This window comes from Idiomarina aminovorans, assembly GCF_023155095.1.
Taxonomy (GTDB): Bacteria; Pseudomonadota; Gammaproteobacteria; order Enterobacterales; family Alteromonadaceae; genus Idiomarina; species Idiomarina aminovorans.
Genome location: NZ_JAKNDA010000001.1, coordinates 554,788 through 574,782 on the forward strand (window position 1 = coordinate 554,788; position 19,995 = coordinate 574,782).

A 19,995-nucleotide genomic window follows, 5' to 3' on the forward strand; every position below is an offset into this window, starting at 1 on the left:
ATAGCGTAAATGGCTGTTCAGAAAAGTAAGAAAAGTCGTTCAAGACGCGACATGCGTCGTTCACACGATGCAATAGACGGCCCCACACTGTCGGTTGACTCAACTACGGGTGAAACGCATCGTCGTCACCACGTAACAGCCGACGGTTTTTACAAGGGTCGTAAGGTCGTTAACAAGTAAGACAGGCCATGCCTGAACTGAATATAGCGATTGATGCAATGGGGGGCGATAATGGCCCCTCTATTGTTATAGAAGCCCTGGAAAAAGCGGTTCATCGGTACCCCGATGTCAAATTTACCGTTGTCGGTCATCAGCAAGAACTTACCCCATTACTTGAAAAGCATCATTTAAGCACACACTCTGCAGTAAAGCTGATGCATGCTGAGCAAGTCATTGAAATGAATGACAAACCGGGCCAATCTCTACGCAGTAAGCCTGATTCATCTATGCGTATCGCCCTTAATACACTAGCTGACGGTGACTGTCAGGCTATGGTCAGCGGGGGAAATACCGGCGCATTGATGACTAACGCCTATTTTACCTTAAAGACTTTGCCCGGAGTATTACGTCCGGCTTTAATGACCGCGCTACCTAACCAGACCGGTGGTAAATCTTACCTGTTAGATCTCGGCGCGAACGCAACTTGCGATTCGGAAACACTCTTTCAATTTGGTGTTATGGGAGCTGTTGCCGCAGAGTACCTCTCTGATGTGCATGCTCCTAAAATTAGCCTGTTGAATATGGGCGAAGAAGACATTAAAGGTAACGATGTCGTTCGCAATGCGGCAGCACGACTCGCACAATGCGAGCATGTTAACTATATTGGTTTTATTGAAGGTAATCATTTATTTAGCGGGCGTGCGGATGTTGTTGTTTGTGATGGCTTCGTCGGTAATATTGCGCTGAAGAGTTGCGAAGGTCTGGCAACCTTTATTATTGACCAAATGCGCGAAACAGTTAATTCACATTGGTTGTATCGGTTTTTCTTTCGTTTTTTACAAAAACGGACACATAAGTCATGGGAAAGGTTGAAGCCCGACCACTACAATGGTGCGAGTCTGATAGGATTGCGACATGTCGTGATAAAAAGTCACGGCAGCGCTAGCGCCGGCGCCTTTTATAGTGCCATTCAACAAGCCGTCGCAGAGGCGCATGAACAGCTTCCTGAACGAATTAAACATCGTGTAGAAGCAGTCTTATCAGAACAGCTGTAACCAGTTAAGTAGCGTTATGACTTATTCAAAAATTGTTGGTACCGGGCATTATCTTCCTGCACAACGGCTCACTAACGAAGAACTCTCCAAACGGGTTGATACGTCCGATGAATGGATTAAGGATCGAACCGGTATATCGGAACGACGTATAGCCACCGCAGATGAAACGGCAGCAACCTTAGGCTATGAAGCGGCGAAAGGAGCCCTTGCATCCGCAAACCTGAGTCCGCAGGATATCGATATGATTGTGGTAGCGACAACGTCGGCGGAGCATGCGTTTCCAAGTGCAGCTTGTGAAATTCAACGAATGCTGGGTATTACCTCCGTTCCGGCGTTTGATGTTGGAGCCGCCTGTTCTGGTTTCATCTATGCGCTATCGGTAGCCGATCAATTCATCAAGAGTGGCCAACATCAACGTATTTTAGTTATTGGTGCTGACGTACTGGCTCGCTTGTGCGATCCTGAAGATAGAAACACTCTGGTGCTTTTTGGTGATGGCGGTGGAGCCGTTGTTCTTGAGCAAAGTGACTCCCCCGGAGTTCTTTCAACGCATTTATACAGTGCCGGTGAATACAGTCACCTGCTGGGGGCTAAACAGCCGCCCCGTGGGACAGAGGGCCATGCAGAAAGTGCCTGGATGTACATGAAAGGTAATGAAGTGTTTAAGGTTGCCGTGGCAAAGCTAAGCGCTCTGGTGAGCGAGACTTTAGCAAAAAATCAATTACAGGCGCAGGATTTAGACTGGTTGATTCCACATCAGGCGAATTTGCGTATTATTAACGCGACAGCAAAGAAATTACAGATGCCGATGGATCGCGTCGTTATTACTCTGGATAAAACCGGGAATACTTCAGCTGCATCTGTGCCCATTGCACTAGACTGGGCGGTTAAGGACGGACGCATTAAACGCGGTCAGAAACTTTTATTGGAAGCCTTTGGTGGTGGTTTCGCCTGGGGTTCAGCACTGGTTCAATATTAAGAGGATAATTATGACGAAAACGGCATTGTTATTTCCGGGGCAAGGCTCACAAAGTGTTGGGATGTTAGGTGAATTATCTAATGACTTTGCTCTGATTAAGGAAACCTTTTCTGAAGCCAGCAGCGCTTTGGATTACGACCTTTGGAAGCTGGTTCAACAAGGACCAGAACAACAATTAAACGAAACACAACGTACTCAACCCGCCTTATTAGCAGCGAGTGTTGCTTTATACCGTGTTGCTAAAGATAAAGGTTTGAATGACGTTACTGTAATGGCCGGACATAGTCTGGGAGAGTATTCGGCACTGGTCTGTGCCGGCGTTCTTGATTTTGGCGATGCTGTTAAGCTGGTGGCTTTACGCGGACAATTTATGCAACAAGCCGTAGTACAAGGCGAAGGTGCTATGGCTGCTGTCATTGGTTTAAAAGATGCTGAAATCGAAAAAATTTGTTTAGAGCAGGCGAGTGGACAGGTTGTCACGCCGGTTAACTATAACTCTCCGGGTCAGGTTGTTATAGCCGGTCATGCTGAAGCGGTCGCCCGAGCAACTGAAGCTTTAAAGGCAGCTGGTGCCAAGCGTGTCTTGCCATTGCCTGTCAGCGTTCCGTCACACTGTGCCCTCATGCAACCCGCAGCCAGCCAACTGGCTGAGGCCTTAAAGTCCGTAACTCTGCAATCAGCACATACACCAGTTATCAATAATGTCGATGTTGCGATAGCGGATAGCGAAGATGCCATTAAAGATGCATTAGTGCGTCAATTATACTGCCCGGTTCGTTGGACAGAAACGGTGGAACAGATTGAGCACATGGATGTCGAAACAGCTTATGAAGTTGGTCCCGGGAGAGTACTAACAGGGTTGAACAAACGCATTACTCAGTCTTTTGGCTGTAATGCATTGAATACGCTAGACTCTTTTAACTCACTTTAATGAAAAGGTTATTTACGTGCAAAACTTTGAAAATAAAGTCGCATTGGTTACCGGCGCAAGCCGCGGGATAGGAAAAGCTATTGCTGAAACTCTCGCCAGCCAGGGTGCGAAGGTTGTTGGTACAGCAACGTCAGATAAAGGGGCTGCAGCAATTTCTGAGTATCTTGGTTCAAAAGGCAGAGGATTAGCGCTTGATGTTACTGATTCAGAAAACCTGCCTCAAATTATTAAAGATATTGAAAAAGAGTGCGGCTCTATTGATATCTTGGTCAATAATGCTGGTATCACTCGTGACAACTTAATGATGAGAATGAAAGATGACGAGTGGGATGCGGTGCTGAATACGAATCTGTCAGCGGTATTTAAAGTTTGTAAAACGGTTGTGCGTGGTATGATGAAACGTCGTTATGGGCGCATTATTAATATCAGCTCAGTGGTTGGTACTACCGGAAACCCGGGACAAGTAAACTATTGTGCCGCTAAAGCTGGTTTGGTCGGTTTCAGTAAAGCCATGGCAAAAGAAGTTGCCGCACGCGGTATTACGGTAAATTGCGTTGCACCGGGTTTTATTGATACGGATATGACCAAATCTCTGAATGACGAACAGAAACACGCTATTTTTGATAATATTCCGGCCTCGCGTTTAGGCGAGCCTGCCGAAATTGCTGCTGCGGTAGCATTTTTGGCATCAGATGGTGCCGCTTATATCACTGGTGAAACCATTCACGTTAATGGTGGTATGGCAATGGTTTAAGAGGTAAGCGGTACGACCTCTTAACTTTATGCTATTTTTTACTTTATTAATGAGGCTGGTTTCACTACACTACAGCCAATTTTCACTCTCGCGATGACTACTGAGGGATTTTATAATCATGAGTACTATTGAAGAACGCGTAAAAAAAATCATTATTGAACAGTTAGGCGTTAAAGAAGAAGAAGTTAAGCCTGAAGCGTCATTTGAAAATGACCTGGGTGCTGATTCTTTGGATACCGTTGAACTGGTAATGGCTTTGGAAGAAGAATTTGAAACTGAAATTCCGGACGAAGAAGCTGAAAAAATCAAAACTGTTCAATCAGCTATTGATTATGTAAATAATAATTCTGACGACTAATTTGTCGCAGAACGTGATATAAAAGGCGGAACCAATGGTTCCGCCTTTTTTTTGTTATGACAATACGAAAAATACGACTCAATAATAAGCCGTTTGCTGCTTCTGCAATTGACAGAGGCTTGCAGTTTGGTGATGGGCACTTTACAACAATTAAAGTTGTGAATAGTCAGCCTCAATTTATAGAAAGACACCTGCAAAGGCTGTCTGAAGCTAATGCTCGCTTATTCATAAACCATCTTTACTTTGATTCTCTGCAAGAGCGAATCAATAAGGCCTGCCTGGGTATCGAGGAGGGGGTTTGCAAAGTTATTGTGACCAGGGGATACGGAGGGCGTGGTTATAGCTTTTCGGATGATGCTGTAGCGAACGAATATATTCAGGTCAGTGATTTACCGGGACCTATCCAAAACGTGCATCTCGGAGTAGCCAAGTTGCGTTTAGCAAAGCAGCCCACACTGGCTGGTCTTAAAACCCTAAACCGAATGGAACAAGTCTTATTAACGAGGGAGTGCCGGACTTCCGGGTTTGATGATTTATTAGTGTGTGACTCGGACAACAACGTAGTTGAAGCCATACAGGGTAATATTTTCTGGTATAAACAGGGCCAATGGCACACTCCAAATTTGAGTGCCGCCGGAGTTAACGGCGTAATTCGTCAATTTATCATTGATAAAGACCTTCTTGGCTCTTTGAATATTGGTGATTACCCACTCGATGAAATGACCGGTATCGAGCAGATGATCATCACTAATAGCGTTCGGGGCGCTGTTACCGTCGCTCAGTTTAATGGTAAAGTATTGGATAATCGTAAATTACCAGCGATATTAAAACCATTTACATTATGAAAATACGTCTTCCTATATTGCTCTTTATAGCGCTGTTGATAATTGCGGCTGCTGCCTATTTTTCGGGTCGTTGGTATTTGTCAAAACCGATAAAATCAGATGCAACAACGCCTTTATTATTAGATTTTAGGGGCGGAGCAACAGCACGAAGCGTAACAAATCAAGTTACTGAGCGCTTTCAGTCCGGACACTCAACATTAAGTTATCGTCTGAGTCAGTTGTTTGCAGATATTAACCACTTGCAGGCCGGTCTTTATGAAATACAAGGTCAGCAAAGTTGGTTCGACATTTGGATGATGCTCAGTCAGGGGCGCGAGAAAACCTTCAATGTCACTTTGGTCGAAGGGTTAACTCTGCAACAGTGGTTAGCTCAGCTGAGTCAACAGCCTTATCTGGTTGATAAGTCATCTGAGTTAAATGACTCTGGATTAAGACAAGAGCTAGGCATTGAAACGGCTTCCGCAGAGGGTGTATTGTTGCCGGAAACCTATAGCTACAGAGCTTACACAACCGATGTTTCGATACTAAAGCAAGCTTATACAGCAATGCAGAATGTCGTAGAGCAAGCCTGGGAAACGCGCTCGGATCGCTGTCCGGTAAATTCACCTTACGAACTGCTCATACTTGCCTCTATTATAGAAAAGGAAACCGGGTTGGCGGATGAACGCCCGTTAGTGGCTAGCGTATTTGCCAATCGCCTGGAGACAGGCATGCGATTGCAGTCTGATCCAACCACTATTTACGGTATTGAGAACTTTGACGGAAATATCACGAGAGCTCATTTGCGTGAGAAAACGGCTTATAATACGTATCGAATTAATGGATTGCCACCAACACCAATCGCAATGCCCGGCAAGGCCTCAATCGAGGCCGCGGCTAATCCTGTGGGTTCACCATACTACTATTTTGTTGCAGACAAGTCGGGTGGTCATGTGTTTTCTGAAACGTTGAAAGAACACCAACAGGCTGTACGCCGATACCAACTGAACCAAGAGTGATTATGTCAGGAAAATTTATTGTTATAGAGGGACTTGAAGGTGCCGGAAAAAGTTCGGCTATCGCAAGCATTGTTACGCACTTACAAGCTAAAGGCATTCAAACTGAAACGGTTCGGGAACCAGGCGGAACACCACTGGCGGAATCTCTGCGAGATTTAGTCAAAAAGAAGTGGGATGAAAAAATCAGCCCAACCACTGAGCTCTTACTGATGTACGCCAGCAGAGTTCAGCTTGTTGATAATATCATTAAGCCGGCTTTAGCCAGGAATAGCTGGGTAATTGGAGACCGGCATGACTTATCTTCAAGAGCTTATCAGGGGGGCGGCCGACAGCTTGGTGATGAATTGCTACAAAAGGTCCGAAAAATCACACTAGGGCGTTTTAAACCGGACTTAACCCTATTGCTTGATGTTGAAGAAAAAAAAGGCCTTGAGCGTGCCCGGGAACGCGGAGAGCTTGATCGGATTGAAGAGGAAGACTTGGTATTTTTTCAGCGAACCCGGCAAGCCTATTTAAATATAGCCGCTAAAGATCCGGCCATTATTGTCATTGATGCAAACCAGTCTATGCTGGATGTGCATCAGGCAATACTGAGAACAATTGAGGAGTACCTGTTTTAATGGCTTTTCCCTGGCTGAGAGAACCCTGGTTGCAACTAATAGCAAGTGCCAAAGCAGGACGCTTAGCTCATGCTTATTATTTACAACACAATGTCGAAGCCGGCTCAACGGAGTTTATTCATCGGCTGCAGCAGTTTTTATTGTGTAACCAGCCGGGCAAAAGTGCCTGTGGAAAATGCAAATCCTGCTTACTTTACCAATCAGGTAATCACCCGGATACGTGGACTATTGATGGTGCTGAAGTTAACCGGATTGGAGTAGATAGCGTTCGTGAATTGCAGAAAAACGTTATGCAGACAGCCAATCAGGGCGGTTTAAAAGTTGCGGTAATATTACGGGCCGAAAAAATGACGGAGCAAGCCGGAAATGCGGTGTTAAAAGTTCTGGAAGAACCTCCTGCGGATACGCATTGGCTCGTTTCAACAGCCGATGCAGAGCGCTTACTCCCTACACTCAGAAGTCGTATGCAATGGCTTAGTGTCTCTTACCCAACGACCGTACAAAACGACGAGCAGATTTCTTCGGCCAAGGAGCTGTTGGCTGGTTTGCGCGGGCACAACGGGTTGCCGTTATTGAAAGACAAAGAAGCGGCATTAGACTGGCTCGATATTTCTGAGAATTTACTTCTCGACTGGTTGCTTATGAGTCAGGATATTGCGATCAATCGGCTACGTTACCAGCCGTTAGCTGATGACTTGCGACAAGTCAGTCGTTTTAAATGGGTCAGTGTGGCTGAATTGAGCGGTTGGGTATCAGAATGCCGACAGTTGCGTCAGCGATTTCAGGGGTCCACCGGAATTAATTTACCGTTATTATTAAGTTTTGCATGGAGCCGCTGGGCAGATAGTCTTTTGCGGTAGAGGCTCCATAGAAAGGAGTTGCCCGTGCTGACCTTAAAATTCAACCCCAGCTCAACTCATGAGCTTGCCTCACATGTTATTCCCGAGTTTTCCCCTTTTACTCTACTTGTACGCCGTGAATCTGATTGCTCCGATGAGTTAATGATTGACGATAAAACGACATTGGAGTTTGAAGAGCCTGGCTGCTGTCAGGAAATCTTTCATTTAGAGGTAACCGTTGTTTTCCAGTTTGAACGTGAAGAGTTAAAACACTGGTTAGCGGTTGCGATTTTTCCCGCACAGCAAGCTATGATCCACCATATTCGTTACCTTTGCCGTCATCATACAAGTGAGTATGGTAAACTCTTACAGCAACTGATTAACGACTTCTGTCACTCTCATCAACGCTAAGTGGAGCTAACTATGTTCGTCGACTCGCACTGCCATTTGGATAAGATTAATCCTGAAAAAGCGGGCGCTGATTTAAAAGAAATTATTGATAAGGCATGTGCTCATAAAGTTGAACACATATTGTGTGTCTGCGTTACTCTTGAAGACTTTCCCGCCATGCAGGCTGCGGTTGCAGAATTTGATAATGTATCGATTTCGTGCGGGGTGCATCCGCTGTACGTTAAAGACAGTCAAACTTCTATAGCCGAGTTGGGTCTCAAGCTCAGTGAACTAGCTTCAGCCGACCATGTTGTAGCAGTAGGAGAAACCGGGCTGGATTACTTTTATGATCCCGAATCAAAAATGTTACAGCGGGAAAATTTTGAGCAGCACATTGAAATAGCAAACAATATTCATAAGCCGTTGATTATTCATACACGCGATGCGCAGAACGATACCTTGTCGTTATTAAGAAATGGGCATGCTGAAAGACCCGGTGGGGTTCTCCATTGTTTTACAGAATCTCTGGAGATGGCTAAAAAAGCCATAGATGATCTCGATTTCTTCATTTCTATTTCAGGGATTGCATCATTCAGAAATGCTCAAGAATTGCGCGACACCATAAAAGCTTTGCCTCTGGAAAAGTTGCTTATTGAAACGGACAGTCCGTGGTTGGCACCTGTCCCTCATCGCGGTAAAGAGAATCAGCCCGCCTATGTTGTCGACGTTGCCAAGTGCGTTGCTGACGTGAAAGGCGTCACCTTAGAAGAGGTGGCGAAGAAGACGACAGCTAACTATTACAAGCTGTTTAATAACCGTTAATTAGCTGTGAATAACTTGTGTTTATAGTTATTAAAACTAATTAAAAACAATAAGATAAAAAAAACTGAAAAATATTAGACATCTCTCTAATATTGTCTAAACTAAAGCTTACCGAACAAATTTTAGGCATTATTTTACTCTTTTTATCATGAGTTAGCGCACGGCTCATTCTTTGAGCCTTTCCCCTATACCCGGAACAACTTGGATTGGTTCCGGGTTTTTTTTGTTTTTTAAATTCATCTCTAATAGAAAGTAGCGATCAAAAAAAACCGGTTTGCGGTACAAATAAAGAGCGCTTATAGTGAATCCATACTTAAAATTTTAACTAAGGAATCAGCGATGAATGCAACAGTTGAGAGTAATGAACGTCCAGATTATGACGAAGTGATTCAAACGATCGCAGACTATGTCATTAATTATGAAATTGACAGTGATGAGGCCTGGAATACCGCACGTAATTGCCTGATGGATACTTTGGGATGTGGTCTGTTAGCTTTACGCTTTCCCGAATGCAGCAAACATCTGGGTCCTTTAGTTGAGGGGACAACGGTTCCGAATGGCGCTAGAGTACCGGGTACTCAGTTTCGTATGGACCCGGTAAAAGCGGCCTGGGATATTGGTTGTATTATTCGTTGGCTGGATTTTAACGACACCTGGTTAGCCGCTGAATGGGGTCACCCCTCTGATAATTTAGGCGGTATATTAGCGACTGCTGATTTTATCTCACAAAATCGGTTATCCAAAGGTGAGAAACCTTTAACGATGAAAACAGTGTTAGAGGCAATGATAAAAGCGCATGAAATTCAGGGGAATTTAGCGATAGAAAACAGCTTTAACCGCGTCGGTCTTGATCACGTTGTTCTGGTAAAGGTTGCCTCTACAGCGGTTGTTACCTGGTTAATGGGTGGCTCAAAAGAGCACATTATGGCCGCGGTATCACAAGCGTGGGTTGACGGTCAGTCGCTGAGAACCTATCGGCATGCGCCCAATGCGGGCTCACGAAAGTCCTGGGCGGCAGGGGATGCCACCTCGAGAGCGGTGCGCTTAGCCGACATGACCATGCGCGGTGAAATGGGCATTCCGGGGGCACTGACAGCTCCTCAATGGGGTTTTTACGATGTCTTATTTAATAAGACCAATAAAGATCAGCAGTTGAAACCTGAATCGGACTGGGAGTTTAAGTTTCAACGCGAGTATGGCAGTTATGTCATGGAAAATATTCTGTTTAAGTTATCGTTTCCTGCTGAGTTTCACGCTCAAACGGCCTGTGAAGCGGCGGTCACTTTACATCCGGAAGTAAAAGATAAAATTGATGAAATTGAAAAAGTCGAAATTACCACTCATGAGTCGGCTATTCGTATCATTTCAAAACAGGGAAAGCTGGCAAACCCAGCGGATCGCGATCATTGCTTACAGTATATGACAGCTGTGCCTTTAATTTTTGGTGAGTTAAATGCTGATCATTACGAAAATAGCTTTCATGAAAACCACCCGGTTATCGATACTATCCGGGAAAAAATCAACGTTGTGGAAGATAAAGAATTTAGTAACGATTACCACGATCCAAAAAAGCGTTCTATTGCTAACACGCTGCAGGTATTCTTCAAAGATGGAAGCAGTACCGAGAAAGTGACAGTGGAATATCCGATAGGGCATAGACGACGCAGAGAAGAAGGCCTGCCTGTGCTTGAAAACAAATTTAAGGAAAATTTAGCAACGCGTTTCCCGGAGCAAACAGTAGGCTTAATTTTCAACCGTTGTAGCCAGCAGAAATCATTTGAAAATATAGCGGTCAACGAGTTTATGGATATGTTTGTTATTTAGTTTGTATTTAAATATGTAGCCAGAAGCAGAGCCCTTCGTTCAATAGAGCGGAGGGCTTTATCGTTCTTAACCTTGCCAGATAACTAACAAAATAAGGACGGGGCAAATGAACTTAACGTACCAGGGCCAAATTTTCCAAAACAAGCTTTTATCGATATCAGGTGACCCTTGTTTTAGTGCTTTTAATAAATAGTTCTGGCGAAGCACCCAAGTCAGCATGATACCGAACACAAGAGCCATTATTGGTTGCATATAAACCGTGCTGAAGGTTATAACCGCGCCGAAAAGTACGTCAAAATTATAAATGATGACGGTTGAAAGAGTTGTTACAACCAGCGCAATTATCCAAACACCACTGCTTCGATCGCAATTCGCTTCCTCCCGCAACGCATTAACCGGTGCTTCCAGCATAGAAATTGATGACGTAATGGCCGCAATAACCATTAACAGAAAAAAACCGAAGGAAACAAACAAACCGGCATAACCAAGCGCATCAAACATTGCCGGTAACACAGTAAAAACCAAGGTATCTGCGGATAGTAAAGTACCATCGTCCGCATAAATTGGAACGCCATTAGATTGCGCGACAAACATGGCAGGTAAAATCAGTAACCCGGCTAAAAAAGCAACACTGGTATCAATACCGGTCACCCAGGCTGCTGTCTTCGGAATATTTTCAGAGTTTGACAGGTATGCCCCGTAAGTCATCATCACACAAACACCCAGTGACAATGAGAAAAAAGCCTGGCCCATAGCGCGAATAATCAGATTGGGGTCGGTTATGGTTGAAAAGTCCGGCAGCAGATACATTTTTAAGCCGTCTATAGCGCCGTCCTGGGTCAAAATATAACCGGACATTCCAATTAACAGAATGAATAATAGAGGCATTAGCCGTCGCGACCAGCGCTCAATACCGTTGTTTACTCCGGAGCGCACCACATAAATGGTTAACAGCATGAAAAATATCATGGTTACCATATTCCTGGAGACGGAGAATTCTGTAAACCAGGCAGCGGTCTCAGGTAAGCCAATTAACACCATTACTGGCGCAAGCATATAAGATAAAAGCCAGCCGGACACAATGGCATAAAAGCTCAATATTAAGCTAAGTACTATCAGGCCTATAACACCCGCTATCGCACCTGAACCCCGTAGCAATGATTTATCGGATAAATTACGCAAAGACTCTATTGGATTCTGGCGTCGTATTCGACCAATTGTAATTTCTGCCACCAGCATAGGATAGGCCAGTAACACAATCATAATGAGGTAAACGAGCAGAAATGCGCCGCCACCATTACTGGCCGCTTGTGTAGGAAAGCCCCAGATATTTCCAACGCCGACCGCAGAGCCTGCGGCGGCCAAGATAAAACCCAGTCGGGTTGCGAAAGCGGGTGATGAATTTGCCATAGTTTTTTCTTATTATTTTTTGAGCAACGTTAAATTATGGCGGAGTTAATTCGCCACGTAAATTCTTCTGTAACAACTTTTGCATTTTGTTTTTATCTAAGTCTTGAGATAACAGATAGTGCAGCTTTGTAAGAGCCGCTTCTATGGTCATGTCAGAGCCTGAAACTATGCCTATTTCAGCCAGAGCATTGCCGGTTGCGTAACCGTCCATGTTGACTCGACCACGGAAGCATTGGGTGCAGTTAACAATCGTAATACCCTGCTCAACGCCTGTTTTTAAACTTGCTAATAAGGTTTCATTTTGTGGCGCATTACCGACGCCATAACTTTGCAGAATCATGGCTTTAACGGGTTGCTGTAACTGATTTTGTATAATTTCAGCGGAAATGCCCGGATAAAGCATGACAACTCCGATAGGCTGAGGCGTCATCTCAACAACTTTTAATGAGTGAGTTAAGGGTTCCGATAACTGTCCTGCATTTAATTGAATTTTAATTCCAGCTTCAAGTAACGATGGATAATTCGGTGAGGCAAAAGCATTGAAGCCGTTAGCGTCGGCTTTGGTGGAGCGATTTCCCCGGTAAAGCGTATTGTTAAAAAACAAACCAACTTCTGGAATAGGGTAGTTGGCGGCAACATATAACGAATTTAATAAATTGGTTTGACCGTCGGAACGTAAAGCAGCCAAGGGTATTTGAGAGCCGGTAACAATGACTGGTTTACTTAAGCTTTGCAGCATGAACGATAATGCAGAGGCCGTGTATGCCATAGTGTCAGTACCGTGCAAAATAACAAACCCGTCATAATCCGCGTAATTTTCTTCAATATCACGGGCAATAGTCACCCAGTCAGAAGGTGTCATATTGGAAGAATCCATTAATGGACAGTATTCATTAATAGTAAATTCAGGCATTTCGTCGCGGAAAAACTCGGGCATATTCTGAACGCATGAGCTCAGGTGTCCGGCGACCGGAACATAACCCTGAGCTGATTTTTCCATACCTATTGTGCCGCCTGTGTAGGCGACATAAATTTTTTTACGAGGCAAAGTTCACTCCTGTGCTCTGCGAAACAACCGCGATAATTCTATCGCGGTTGGGGGCAGAGTGCACAGTAAGAGTAAACATTTTTAGGGTCATCAAAGTTTTGTAAAACCGCCGTTTCAGATTTCACTTTATTCAGCGTGCCCATTAACCAATGTTGACTGTTAATACTGGGGCTGGGGAGAAATTCTGATGTGCTGTTAAACAAGCTGGCAAAAAACTGTTCTTTTGATGAAAGTTCTTGCTTAACAATATTTACGTCATACTCTTCCAGGGCTGCGAGTTCAGCAGCAAGAGTCACTGACTCATCAAAGTTACCGAGTTTATCAACTAAACCTAATTCCATAGCTTGCTTGCCGGTCCAGATACGACCTTGTGCAATTTCATGAACGTCTTCACGAGCCATGTTGCGACCGTTACTGACAATACTAAGGAAGTTCTCGTAAGTGCTTTCTACTGAGCGCTGTATGAGTGTTTTTTGGTAATCAGTCATTTCTTCCAGTGGATTTAAACTGGATATCTCAGTGGTACTAACGGTATCACTGTGAATACCAATCGCGGCAAAACTGTCTTCTAAGGTCATTAATAAACCAAAGACACCAATAGAACCGGTAATCGTTGTTGGCGCAGCGACGATTTTATCTGCGTCAGCGGCTATCCAGTAACCACCAGATGCTGCAACCGTACTCATGGAAGCAACAACAGGAATGCCGGCTTCTTTTGCCTGTAGTACTTCTTGTCGAATAATTTCAGACGCAAATGCACTACCACCAGGGCTATCGATGCGAAGAATAATCGCTTTAGTCTGCTCGTTATTGCGTGCTTCGCGAATCAATTTTGCAGTGCTGTCGCCGCCAATCATTCCAGCCTTTTGTGAGCCATTTACAATTTGTCCCCGGGCAACAATAACAGCAACCTGATCACTATCTTTTGGTTTTAGATTATCCGGAACAGTAGCTTCAGAAGCCAGGTAATTATCAAAGGTAATCTGGCGGAACGTATCCGCTTCTTTATCATGTCCGGCTAAATTAATGAGTTCATTACGAACTTCTGTACGAGTACGCAATGCGTCAACCAGGTTAGTTTCTAACGCCATTTTTGCCATATCACCATCGGCATTATTAAAGGCTGACATGTAGTCATTAATTTTACCGCTGGTCACTAACGGATTAATATTACGGGCAGCAGTCACGTCTGCGTGGAAATTTTTCCATAAGGCCGAATATAGAAACTCATTTGCCTCACGTGCTTCTTCCGACATATCATTACGAATAAAAGGCTCAACCGCTGCTTTGAACTTGCCCACCTTAAAAACATTTGGCTGTACTTTTAACTTATCCAGCAATTCTTTGAAGTAGACTTGGGTGTAATCAAGCCCCTCAAAAACGACCGTACCCATTGGGTTCAAGTACAGCTGATCGGCATGCGCTGCAAGGTAGTATTGATGCTGGAGGTAATAGTCCGCGTTGCTTATAATGGGTTTACCGGATGTACGGAAATCATCCAGAGCATCGGCCACTACACCGAGCTTATTCAGACCGCTGGGATAAAGTTTTTGTAAATCCAGATACAAAGCTCCAATACGCTCATCGGTTTTTGCTTTTTCTATCGCATCAACAACATCAGACAAAAGGACTTCAGGGATATTGTCACCATTTCCCAGAGCTTCGCTGAGGAATTTATCGAAAGGATCAATCCACGTTTTCTCTTCTACTAATATCCCGTTTGGATTAAGAACCAAAATTCCATTTTCCGGCACTTCAATAGGGTCATCACCTTTTATCATGCTAGCAATGAATACCGCTAAAATAATGAAGAACACAAGATTCAAAATGAACCGGCGAGTACCGTTGATTATTTTCCATAAATAACTGAAGATTGATCCGACTGAACGCATAGTTACACTCTCATCTAGTAATTTTAATTAGCCTTAGCATATCGAATGTTTAAGCTGCAAACCAGCCAGAGAATGTAACGAAGCATTACACACTGAATAGGGTTGATGTATGAATGCCGAAGAATTACTGACGACTCGCTCGTCTATGCCTCGTTTGAATGAACCTGGCCCAACTGTAGAACAATTAAAATTAATTCAGGCCGCTGCCGTGCGGGCTCCCGATCACATGGGGTTAACGCCTTATCAGTTTATTCAGTTTCAGGGAAAAGAAAGACAGATTTTGGCGGATATTTACCAGCAGGCGGCGCGTCTGAATGACTTTTCTGAAACGGTAATAGAACAAGCAGGGCAGTTACCCTTTCGTGCGCCTTTAATTATAATTTCTTGCTTACGTTTGCGGGAACATTCAAAGGTTCCGAGAGATGAGCAACTCTGTACCGTTGCCTGCGCGACTCATGGTATGCAGCAAGCTGCTTTTGCACAGGGTATTGGCGCCATTTGGCGTACGGGATGGATGGCTGAAAATGACTTCATAAAGGAACAGCTGGGACTATCGGTAGACGATGCTATTGTCGGTTTTCTGTACGTAGGGACTCCGGCTGTCCCTACGCCGATAAAACCTCAAAAAGACCCATCGCCGTTCTTTATGAACGGCAATCAACTGGTGCTGGATTAAAATTCAGCACTTTTCGGAGCGCGTGGGAATGGAATCACGTCACGAATATTTTGTACGCCAGTAACATAAGCAACCAAACGTTCAAAACCTAAGCCAAAACCGGCGTGAGGGACTGTGCCATACCGGCGTAAGTCACGGTAGAAACCGTATTCTTCTTTTGGCAGATCCATCTCCTCAATACGTTGGTCAAGAATGTCTAAACGTTCTTCACGCGCTGAACCACCAATTATTTCACCAATCCCCGGGGCAAGAACGTCCATTGCTGCAACAGTTTTGCCGTCTTCGTTCTGACGCATATAAAAAGCTTTAATATCACGCGGGTAGTTTTTCAGAATAATGGGCGCGCCCACGTGCTCTTCGGCTAAGTAACGCTCGTGCTCAGATTGTAAATCAACACCCCATTCAACCGGATATTCAAACTTCTTGTCGCAGTTTTTCAGTATTTCAATCGCGTCGGTGTAATCCATATGCACGAAGTCGTTATTGACAATTGCTTCTAGCCGTTTAATTGCTTCAGAGTTAATACGCTGCTCGAAAAAAGCCATATCGTCCGGGCGTTCTTCAAGTATCGCTTTAAACACATATTTCAGCATGGCTTCGGCTAAGCCTGCAACGTCATCTAACGAGGCAAACGCCAGCTCAGGCTCAACCATCCAGAACTCAGACAAATGGCGACTGGTATTCGAATTTTCAGCCCGGAAAGTCGGACCAAACGTATAAACTTTCGATAATGAGCATGCGTAGGATTCAACGTTCAGTTGACCAGAAACCGTTAAAAACGCCTCTTTGCCAAAAAAGTCTTCTGAATAGTCGACTTCGCCTTTATCGGTTTTTGGAATGTTCAGCATGTCTAATGTTGAAACGCGGAACATTTCACCGGCGCCTTCGCAGTCCGAGGTGGTAATAATAGGGGTGCTGACCCACAAATAGCCCTGTTCATGGAAGAAGCGGTGTATTGCCTGAGACAAGGCATTACGAACTCGCATCACCGCGCCGGTAATGTTAGTACGAGGGCGCAAGTGTGCATATTCTCGTAAATACTCCATGCTATGGCGCTTCGGAGCCATCGGGTAAGTGTCCGGATCTTCCACCCAGCCATAGACGTGTACTTTAGTTGCCTGCAGCTCAAACGACTGCCCTTTACCTTTTGAGGGAACAACGACACCGGTAATTGCAACGGAGCAACCGGTAGTCAGCTTCTGAACTTCATTACTGTAATTGGGAAGTTCTGCCGGAACCACTGCCTGAATGGCATCAAAGCATGAGCCATCGTGCAGGTTAATGAAGGAAATACCGGCTTTTGAGTCACGGCGCGTGCGCACCCAGCCCCGGACTGTTACGGTTTCATCGACAGCGACTTTTCCTGCCAGAACATCCACTACAGAAGCATACGACATGAGTTGGTTTTCTCCGAAATTACACTATTTTGGTATAGAAAGGTTGCTATGTTACCTCGGTTTGGCGCAGACTCAAGTATAACCCCTGATAACAGAGAGAAAAATTATGAAAAGGGGATCTTTAGATGATTTAAAGAGAGTCCCGTTCTGGTCTCGCGTGCTGGGATGGTTGTCTATTTTTGGCTGGTTGATTTTTGTCGTTGCAGCCGTAGTTTTCAATTACGCCAAACCCGAGCGTAATAACATTTTAACCGAGATTTTCGGAATATCCGTTCGTGACTATTGGCACATTACGCTCGGTGATTTATTTTTTATTCTTTTGTTAATTGGACTGTTTGTCAGCTTAACCAGTCTGGTTATTAATTACGTTCTTTTCCGACAGCATAAGCAGCATATGTGGCTTAACACCCTTATTCTGATTATGAGCTGTTTAGGGGGGCTGACTATTTATTTCTTCGGTTATTAGGGCGTGTTGATCTTTGCTGCAAAAGCAATCAGCAAAGATCAACACGCCCTAGCTAAGCAGTTTTTCGACACTTTCTATGTAGTCTTTCATTGCATGCGTTAAACGGCTCAGTTCGTCTTTAGTAATCACATACGGCGGCATAATATAAAGCAGGCGGCCAAATGGTCGTATCCATGCGCCCAGTTCAATAAAGCGCTTTTGGGCTGAGCCAACATTAATTGGTTGCTGCATTTCCAGTACTCCGATAGCTCCCAAAACGCGTGCGTGTTTAACGGACTTATAGTTTCCGAGTGGCAGCAACTCTTTCTCTAATTGTGCCTCTATTCCGGTAACTTGTTGCTGCCAGTTATTCTCAGCAATAATGGCGAGAGACTCAGCAGCAACCGCGCAGGCTAAAGGATTTCCCATAAAAGTGGGGCCATGCATCAAGGCGCCGCCACCAGGGCCCTGGCCAATTGTTTCTGCTACCTTCTTAGTGGTTAGCGTCGCTGCTAACGTCATGTAACCGCCGGTAAGAGCTTTACCTACGCATAGGATATCCGGAGTAATATCTGCGTGCTCACAAGCGAATAGCTTGCCGGTTCGGCCAAAGCCGGTCGCAATTTCGTCTGCTATTAATAAAACGTCGTAATCGTTACAAAGCTTACGTATTAGCTTCAGATACTCAGGATGATAAAACCGCATACCGCCGGCACCTTGAACGATGGGTTCAAGAATAACCGCCGCTAACTCAGTATGGAATTGCTCAAACCATAACTTAAGCTGTTGGCCGGCGTCCTCTGTCCATTCGTCGTCAGGAGTTAATGTCGGCGCGTCAGCAAAAATTTGCGTATTAATGGCCTTATTAAATAAGTGGTGCATACCGTTTACAGGGTCGCAAACCGACATCGCTTTAAAGGTATCACCGTGGTACCCGCCTTTTATCGTCAACAAACGATGTTTTTCCGGACGTTCTTGAGCTAACCAGAACTGTAATGCCATTTTAATGGCCACTTCTACACTGACCGAACCTGAATCAGCAATGAATACGCGCTCCAGCGCAGCAGGCGTCAAATCAATCAGGCGTTTTGCAAGATCAATTGCCGGTTGATGGGTTATCCCACCAAACATGACATGACTCATTTTGTCGATTTGATTGTGCGCTGCGGCATCTAAACGGGAGTTACGGTATCCGTGAATGACGGCCCACCAGGAAGACATCCCGTCAACAACCTGCTCTCCGTTTTCAAGCGTGAGCGTGCAACCTTTTGCCGACTCTACTTTATAAGCGGGTAATGGATTCAACATAGAAGTGTAGGGGTGCCAAATATGCTGGCGGTCAAATTCACTGTCGCTTATGGTCATAAATTAATCTATTGTAAAGTATAGAATGCAAAGTCTGTTGACAGTGTATCGAGCTGAATTATTCTAGTCGACCATAATTTACCAAGTATATGAGATTTACCATGTCACAAGTTCGCAATGACTGGACCACTAAAGAGGTTCAGGAGCTGTTACAAAAGCCATTAAATGATTTAGTGTTCGAAGCACAAACGGTGCATCGTCAGCACTTTAACCCGAACGAAGTTCAAATCAGTACTTTGTTATCGATAAAAACTGGCGCCTGCCCTGAAGATTGCAAATATTGTCCACAAAGCGCGCATTATCATACCGGGCTTGATCGCGAGCGTTTAATGGCAGTAGAAAGTGTACTGGCAGAAGCTCAGGCCGCTAAAGAAAAGGGCGCTAGCCGTTTTTGTATGGGCGCGGCATGGCGTAACCCGAAAGATCGCGATATGCCTTACGTTATCGAAATGATACAAGGGGTTAAAGCATTAGGCCTGGAAAGCTGTATGACGCTTGGTATGCTGAGTAATGAACAGGCGAAAATGCTGCAGCAGGCCGGGCTTGATTATTACAACCATAACCTGGATACCTCGCCGGAATTTTACGGGGATGTTATTTCTACCCGAACTTATCAGGATCGCCTTAATACGTTGAGTAATGTTCGTGATGCCGGTATGAAAGTTTGTGCGGGTGGCATTGTCGGTATGGGAGAGAGTGTGACTGATCGCGCTTCTTTATTAGTGCAATTGGCGAACTTGCCGAAACATCCGGAAAGTGTGCCAATTAATATGTTGGTAAAAGTAGAAGGAACGCCTTTTGCTAAGATAGAAGACATGGACAATTTTGAGTTTGTAAGAACGGTCGCCGTTGCCCGCATTTTGATGCCGGCTTCACATGTGCGTTTGTCGGCCGGTCGTGAAGACATGAACGATGAAATGCAGGCGTTATGCTTTTTAGCCGGCGCAAATTCAATTTTCTATGGTGAGAAGCTACTGACCACGGCAAACCCCGGAGCCGATGCAGATCTGCGTCTGTTTGAACGTCTTGGAATAACGCCTGAACAGCTTGACGGCTATGATGACGAGGTTCACACCGCAGTGATAGAAGACGCCATCCGGGAACGAGAAAATCCTGTACGATATTACGACGCCTCTTAATGGAGCAAACGGTGCCGGGATACCTGTGTCGACTGAAAGACCGAAAGGA

At 44.8% G+C, this 19,995-nt stretch carries 21 protein-coding genes; 16 read left to right on the forward strand and 5 right to left on the reverse strand.

Going from position 1 to position 19,995, the window contains the following annotated elements; translation table 11 throughout:
• Window positions 1–9: 9 nt before the first annotated feature.
• From rpmF to L8G48_RS02855, 13 genes are all read left to right on the forward strand, one after another.
• On the forward strand, window positions 10–180 hold the full coding sequence (rpmF, locus tag L8G48_RS02795; protein WP_248263091.1) for a 50S ribosomal protein L32: 171 nt from the start codon (window positions 10–12) through the stop codon (window positions 178–180).
• Between the two features lie 8 nt (window positions 181–188).
• On the forward strand, window positions 189–1,214 hold the full coding sequence (gene plsX / locus L8G48_RS02800) for a phosphate acyltransferase PlsX (RefSeq protein ID WP_248263092.1): 1,026 nt from the start codon (window positions 189–191) through the stop codon (window positions 1,212–1,214).
• 16 nt (window positions 1,215–1,230) lie between these two features.
• Window positions 1,231–2,193: a beta-ketoacyl-ACP synthase III gene (locus tag L8G48_RS02805; protein ID WP_248263093.1), complete on the forward strand. Its 963-nt coding sequence runs from the start codon at window positions 1,231–1,233 to the stop codon at window positions 2,191–2,193.
• A 10-nt stretch (window positions 2,194–2,203) separates the two neighbouring features.
• Window positions 2,204–3,124: an ACP S-malonyltransferase gene (gene fabD / locus L8G48_RS02810; protein ID WP_248263094.1), complete on the forward strand. Its 921-nt coding sequence runs from the start codon at window positions 2,204–2,206 to the stop codon at window positions 3,122–3,124.
• Window positions 3,125–3,140: 16 nt separating this feature from the next.
• Entirely contained in the window at window positions 3,141–3,878 is a 738-nt protein-coding gene (gene fabG / locus L8G48_RS02815) for a 3-oxoacyl-ACP reductase FabG (RefSeq protein WP_248263095.1), read from the forward strand.
• A gap of 118 nt (window positions 3,879–3,996) precedes the next feature.
• Window positions 3,997–4,236, forward strand: a complete 240-nt coding sequence (gene acpP / locus L8G48_RS02820) for an acyl carrier protein (RefSeq protein ID WP_248263096.1) — start codon at window positions 3,997–3,999, stop codon at window positions 4,234–4,236.
• Window positions 4,237–4,292: 56 nt separating this feature from the next.
• Window positions 4,293–5,081, forward strand: coding sequence for an aminodeoxychorismate lyase (pabC, locus tag L8G48_RS02825; RefSeq protein ID WP_248263097.1), 789 nt, complete (start codon window positions 4,293–4,295; stop codon window positions 5,079–5,081).
• Window positions 5,078–6,079 carry an endolytic transglycosylase MltG gene (mltG, locus tag L8G48_RS02830; protein ID WP_248263098.1) on the forward strand — a complete coding sequence of 334 codons (1,002 nt, stop codon included), beginning with the start codon at window positions 5,078–5,080 and terminating at the stop codon, window positions 6,077–6,079. Before pabC ends, mltG begins: the two co-directional genes overlap by 4 nt.
• A gap of 2 nt (window positions 6,080–6,081) precedes the next feature.
• Window positions 6,082–6,699, forward strand: a complete 618-nt coding sequence (tmk, locus tag L8G48_RS02835; RefSeq protein WP_248263099.1) for a dTMP kinase — start codon at window positions 6,082–6,084, stop codon at window positions 6,697–6,699.
• Window positions 6,699–7,559: a DNA polymerase III delta subunit-related protein gene (locus tag L8G48_RS02840; RefSeq protein WP_248263100.1), complete on the forward strand. Its 861-nt coding sequence runs from the start codon at window positions 6,699–6,701 to the stop codon at window positions 7,557–7,559. Before tmk ends, L8G48_RS02840 begins: the two co-directional genes overlap by 1 nt.
• A 24-nt stretch (window positions 7,560–7,583) precedes the next feature.
• Window positions 7,584–7,949, forward strand: coding sequence for a hypothetical protein (locus L8G48_RS02845; protein WP_248263101.1), 366 nt, complete (start codon window positions 7,584–7,586; stop codon window positions 7,947–7,949).
• A 12-nt stretch (window positions 7,950–7,961) separates the two neighbouring features.
• Complete coding sequence (locus L8G48_RS02850) at window positions 7,962–8,750, forward strand: TatD family hydrolase (protein ID WP_248263102.1); 789 nt, start codon at window positions 7,962–7,964, stop codon at window positions 8,748–8,750.
• A 339-nt stretch (window positions 8,751–9,089) separates the two neighbouring features.
• Entirely contained in the window at window positions 9,090–10,574 is a 1,485-nt protein-coding gene (locus L8G48_RS02855) for a bifunctional 2-methylcitrate dehydratase/aconitate hydratase (RefSeq protein WP_248263103.1), read from the forward strand.
• 66 nt (window positions 10,575–10,640) lie between these two features.
• Here L8G48_RS02855 and L8G48_RS02860 read toward each other — a convergent pair whose 3' ends face one another.
• Genes L8G48_RS02860 through sppA form a run of 3 tightly spaced genes read right to left on the reverse strand, consistent with a single transcriptional unit; the run spans window position 10,641 to window position 14,924 of the window.
• Complete coding sequence (locus L8G48_RS02860; RefSeq protein WP_248263104.1) at window positions 10,641–11,984, reverse strand: sodium-dependent transporter; 1,344 nt, start codon at window positions 11,982–11,984, stop codon at window positions 10,641–10,643.
• A gap of 34 nt (window positions 11,985–12,018) precedes the next feature.
• Window positions 12,019–13,032: an asparaginase gene (gene ansA, locus L8G48_RS02865; RefSeq protein WP_248263105.1), complete on the reverse strand. Its 1,014-nt coding sequence runs from the start codon at window positions 13,030–13,032 to the stop codon at window positions 12,019–12,021.
• 38 nt (window positions 13,033–13,070) lie between these two features.
• The gene (sppA, locus tag L8G48_RS02870; RefSeq protein ID WP_248263106.1) at window positions 13,071–14,924 is read right to left on the reverse strand and encodes a signal peptide peptidase SppA; all 1,854 of its coding nucleotides are present in this window, start codon (window positions 14,922–14,924) and stop codon (window positions 13,071–13,073) included.
• Window positions 14,925–15,033: 109 nt separating this feature from the next.
• Between sppA and L8G48_RS02875 the strand changes: the two genes are divergently transcribed.
• Window positions 15,034–15,600: a nitroreductase family protein gene (locus tag L8G48_RS02875; protein WP_248263107.1), complete on the forward strand. Its 567-nt coding sequence runs from the start codon at window positions 15,034–15,036 to the stop codon at window positions 15,598–15,600.
• On the opposite strand, the gene asnS is transcribed toward L8G48_RS02875, so the two are convergent.
• Window positions 15,597–16,997, reverse strand: a complete 1,401-nt coding sequence (asnS, locus tag L8G48_RS02880; RefSeq protein ID WP_248263108.1) for an asparagine--tRNA ligase — start codon at window positions 16,995–16,997, stop codon at window positions 15,597–15,599. The genes L8G48_RS02875 and asnS overlap by 4 nt on opposite strands.
• A 106-nt stretch (window positions 16,998–17,103) precedes the next feature.
• Here asnS and L8G48_RS02885 point away from each other — a divergent pair, with 106 nt between their 5' ends.
• Window positions 17,104–17,463, forward strand: a complete 360-nt coding sequence (locus L8G48_RS02885) for a hypothetical protein (RefSeq protein WP_248263109.1) — start codon at window positions 17,104–17,106, stop codon at window positions 17,461–17,463.
• Between the two features lie 48 nt (window positions 17,464–17,511).
• Here the strand turns inward: L8G48_RS02885 and bioA are convergent, their stop codons facing one another.
• Window positions 17,512–18,807: an adenosylmethionine--8-amino-7-oxononanoate transaminase gene (gene bioA / locus L8G48_RS02890; protein ID WP_248263110.1), complete on the reverse strand. Its 1,296-nt coding sequence runs from the start codon at window positions 18,805–18,807 to the stop codon at window positions 17,512–17,514.
• A gap of 101 nt (window positions 18,808–18,908) precedes the next feature.
• Here bioA and bioB point away from each other — a divergent pair, with 101 nt between their 5' ends.
• Window positions 18,909–19,946, forward strand: a complete 1,038-nt coding sequence (gene bioB / locus L8G48_RS02895; RefSeq protein WP_248263111.1) for a biotin synthase BioB — start codon at window positions 18,909–18,911, stop codon at window positions 19,944–19,946.
• The last annotated feature ends 49 nt before the right edge of the window (window positions 19,947–19,995 follow it).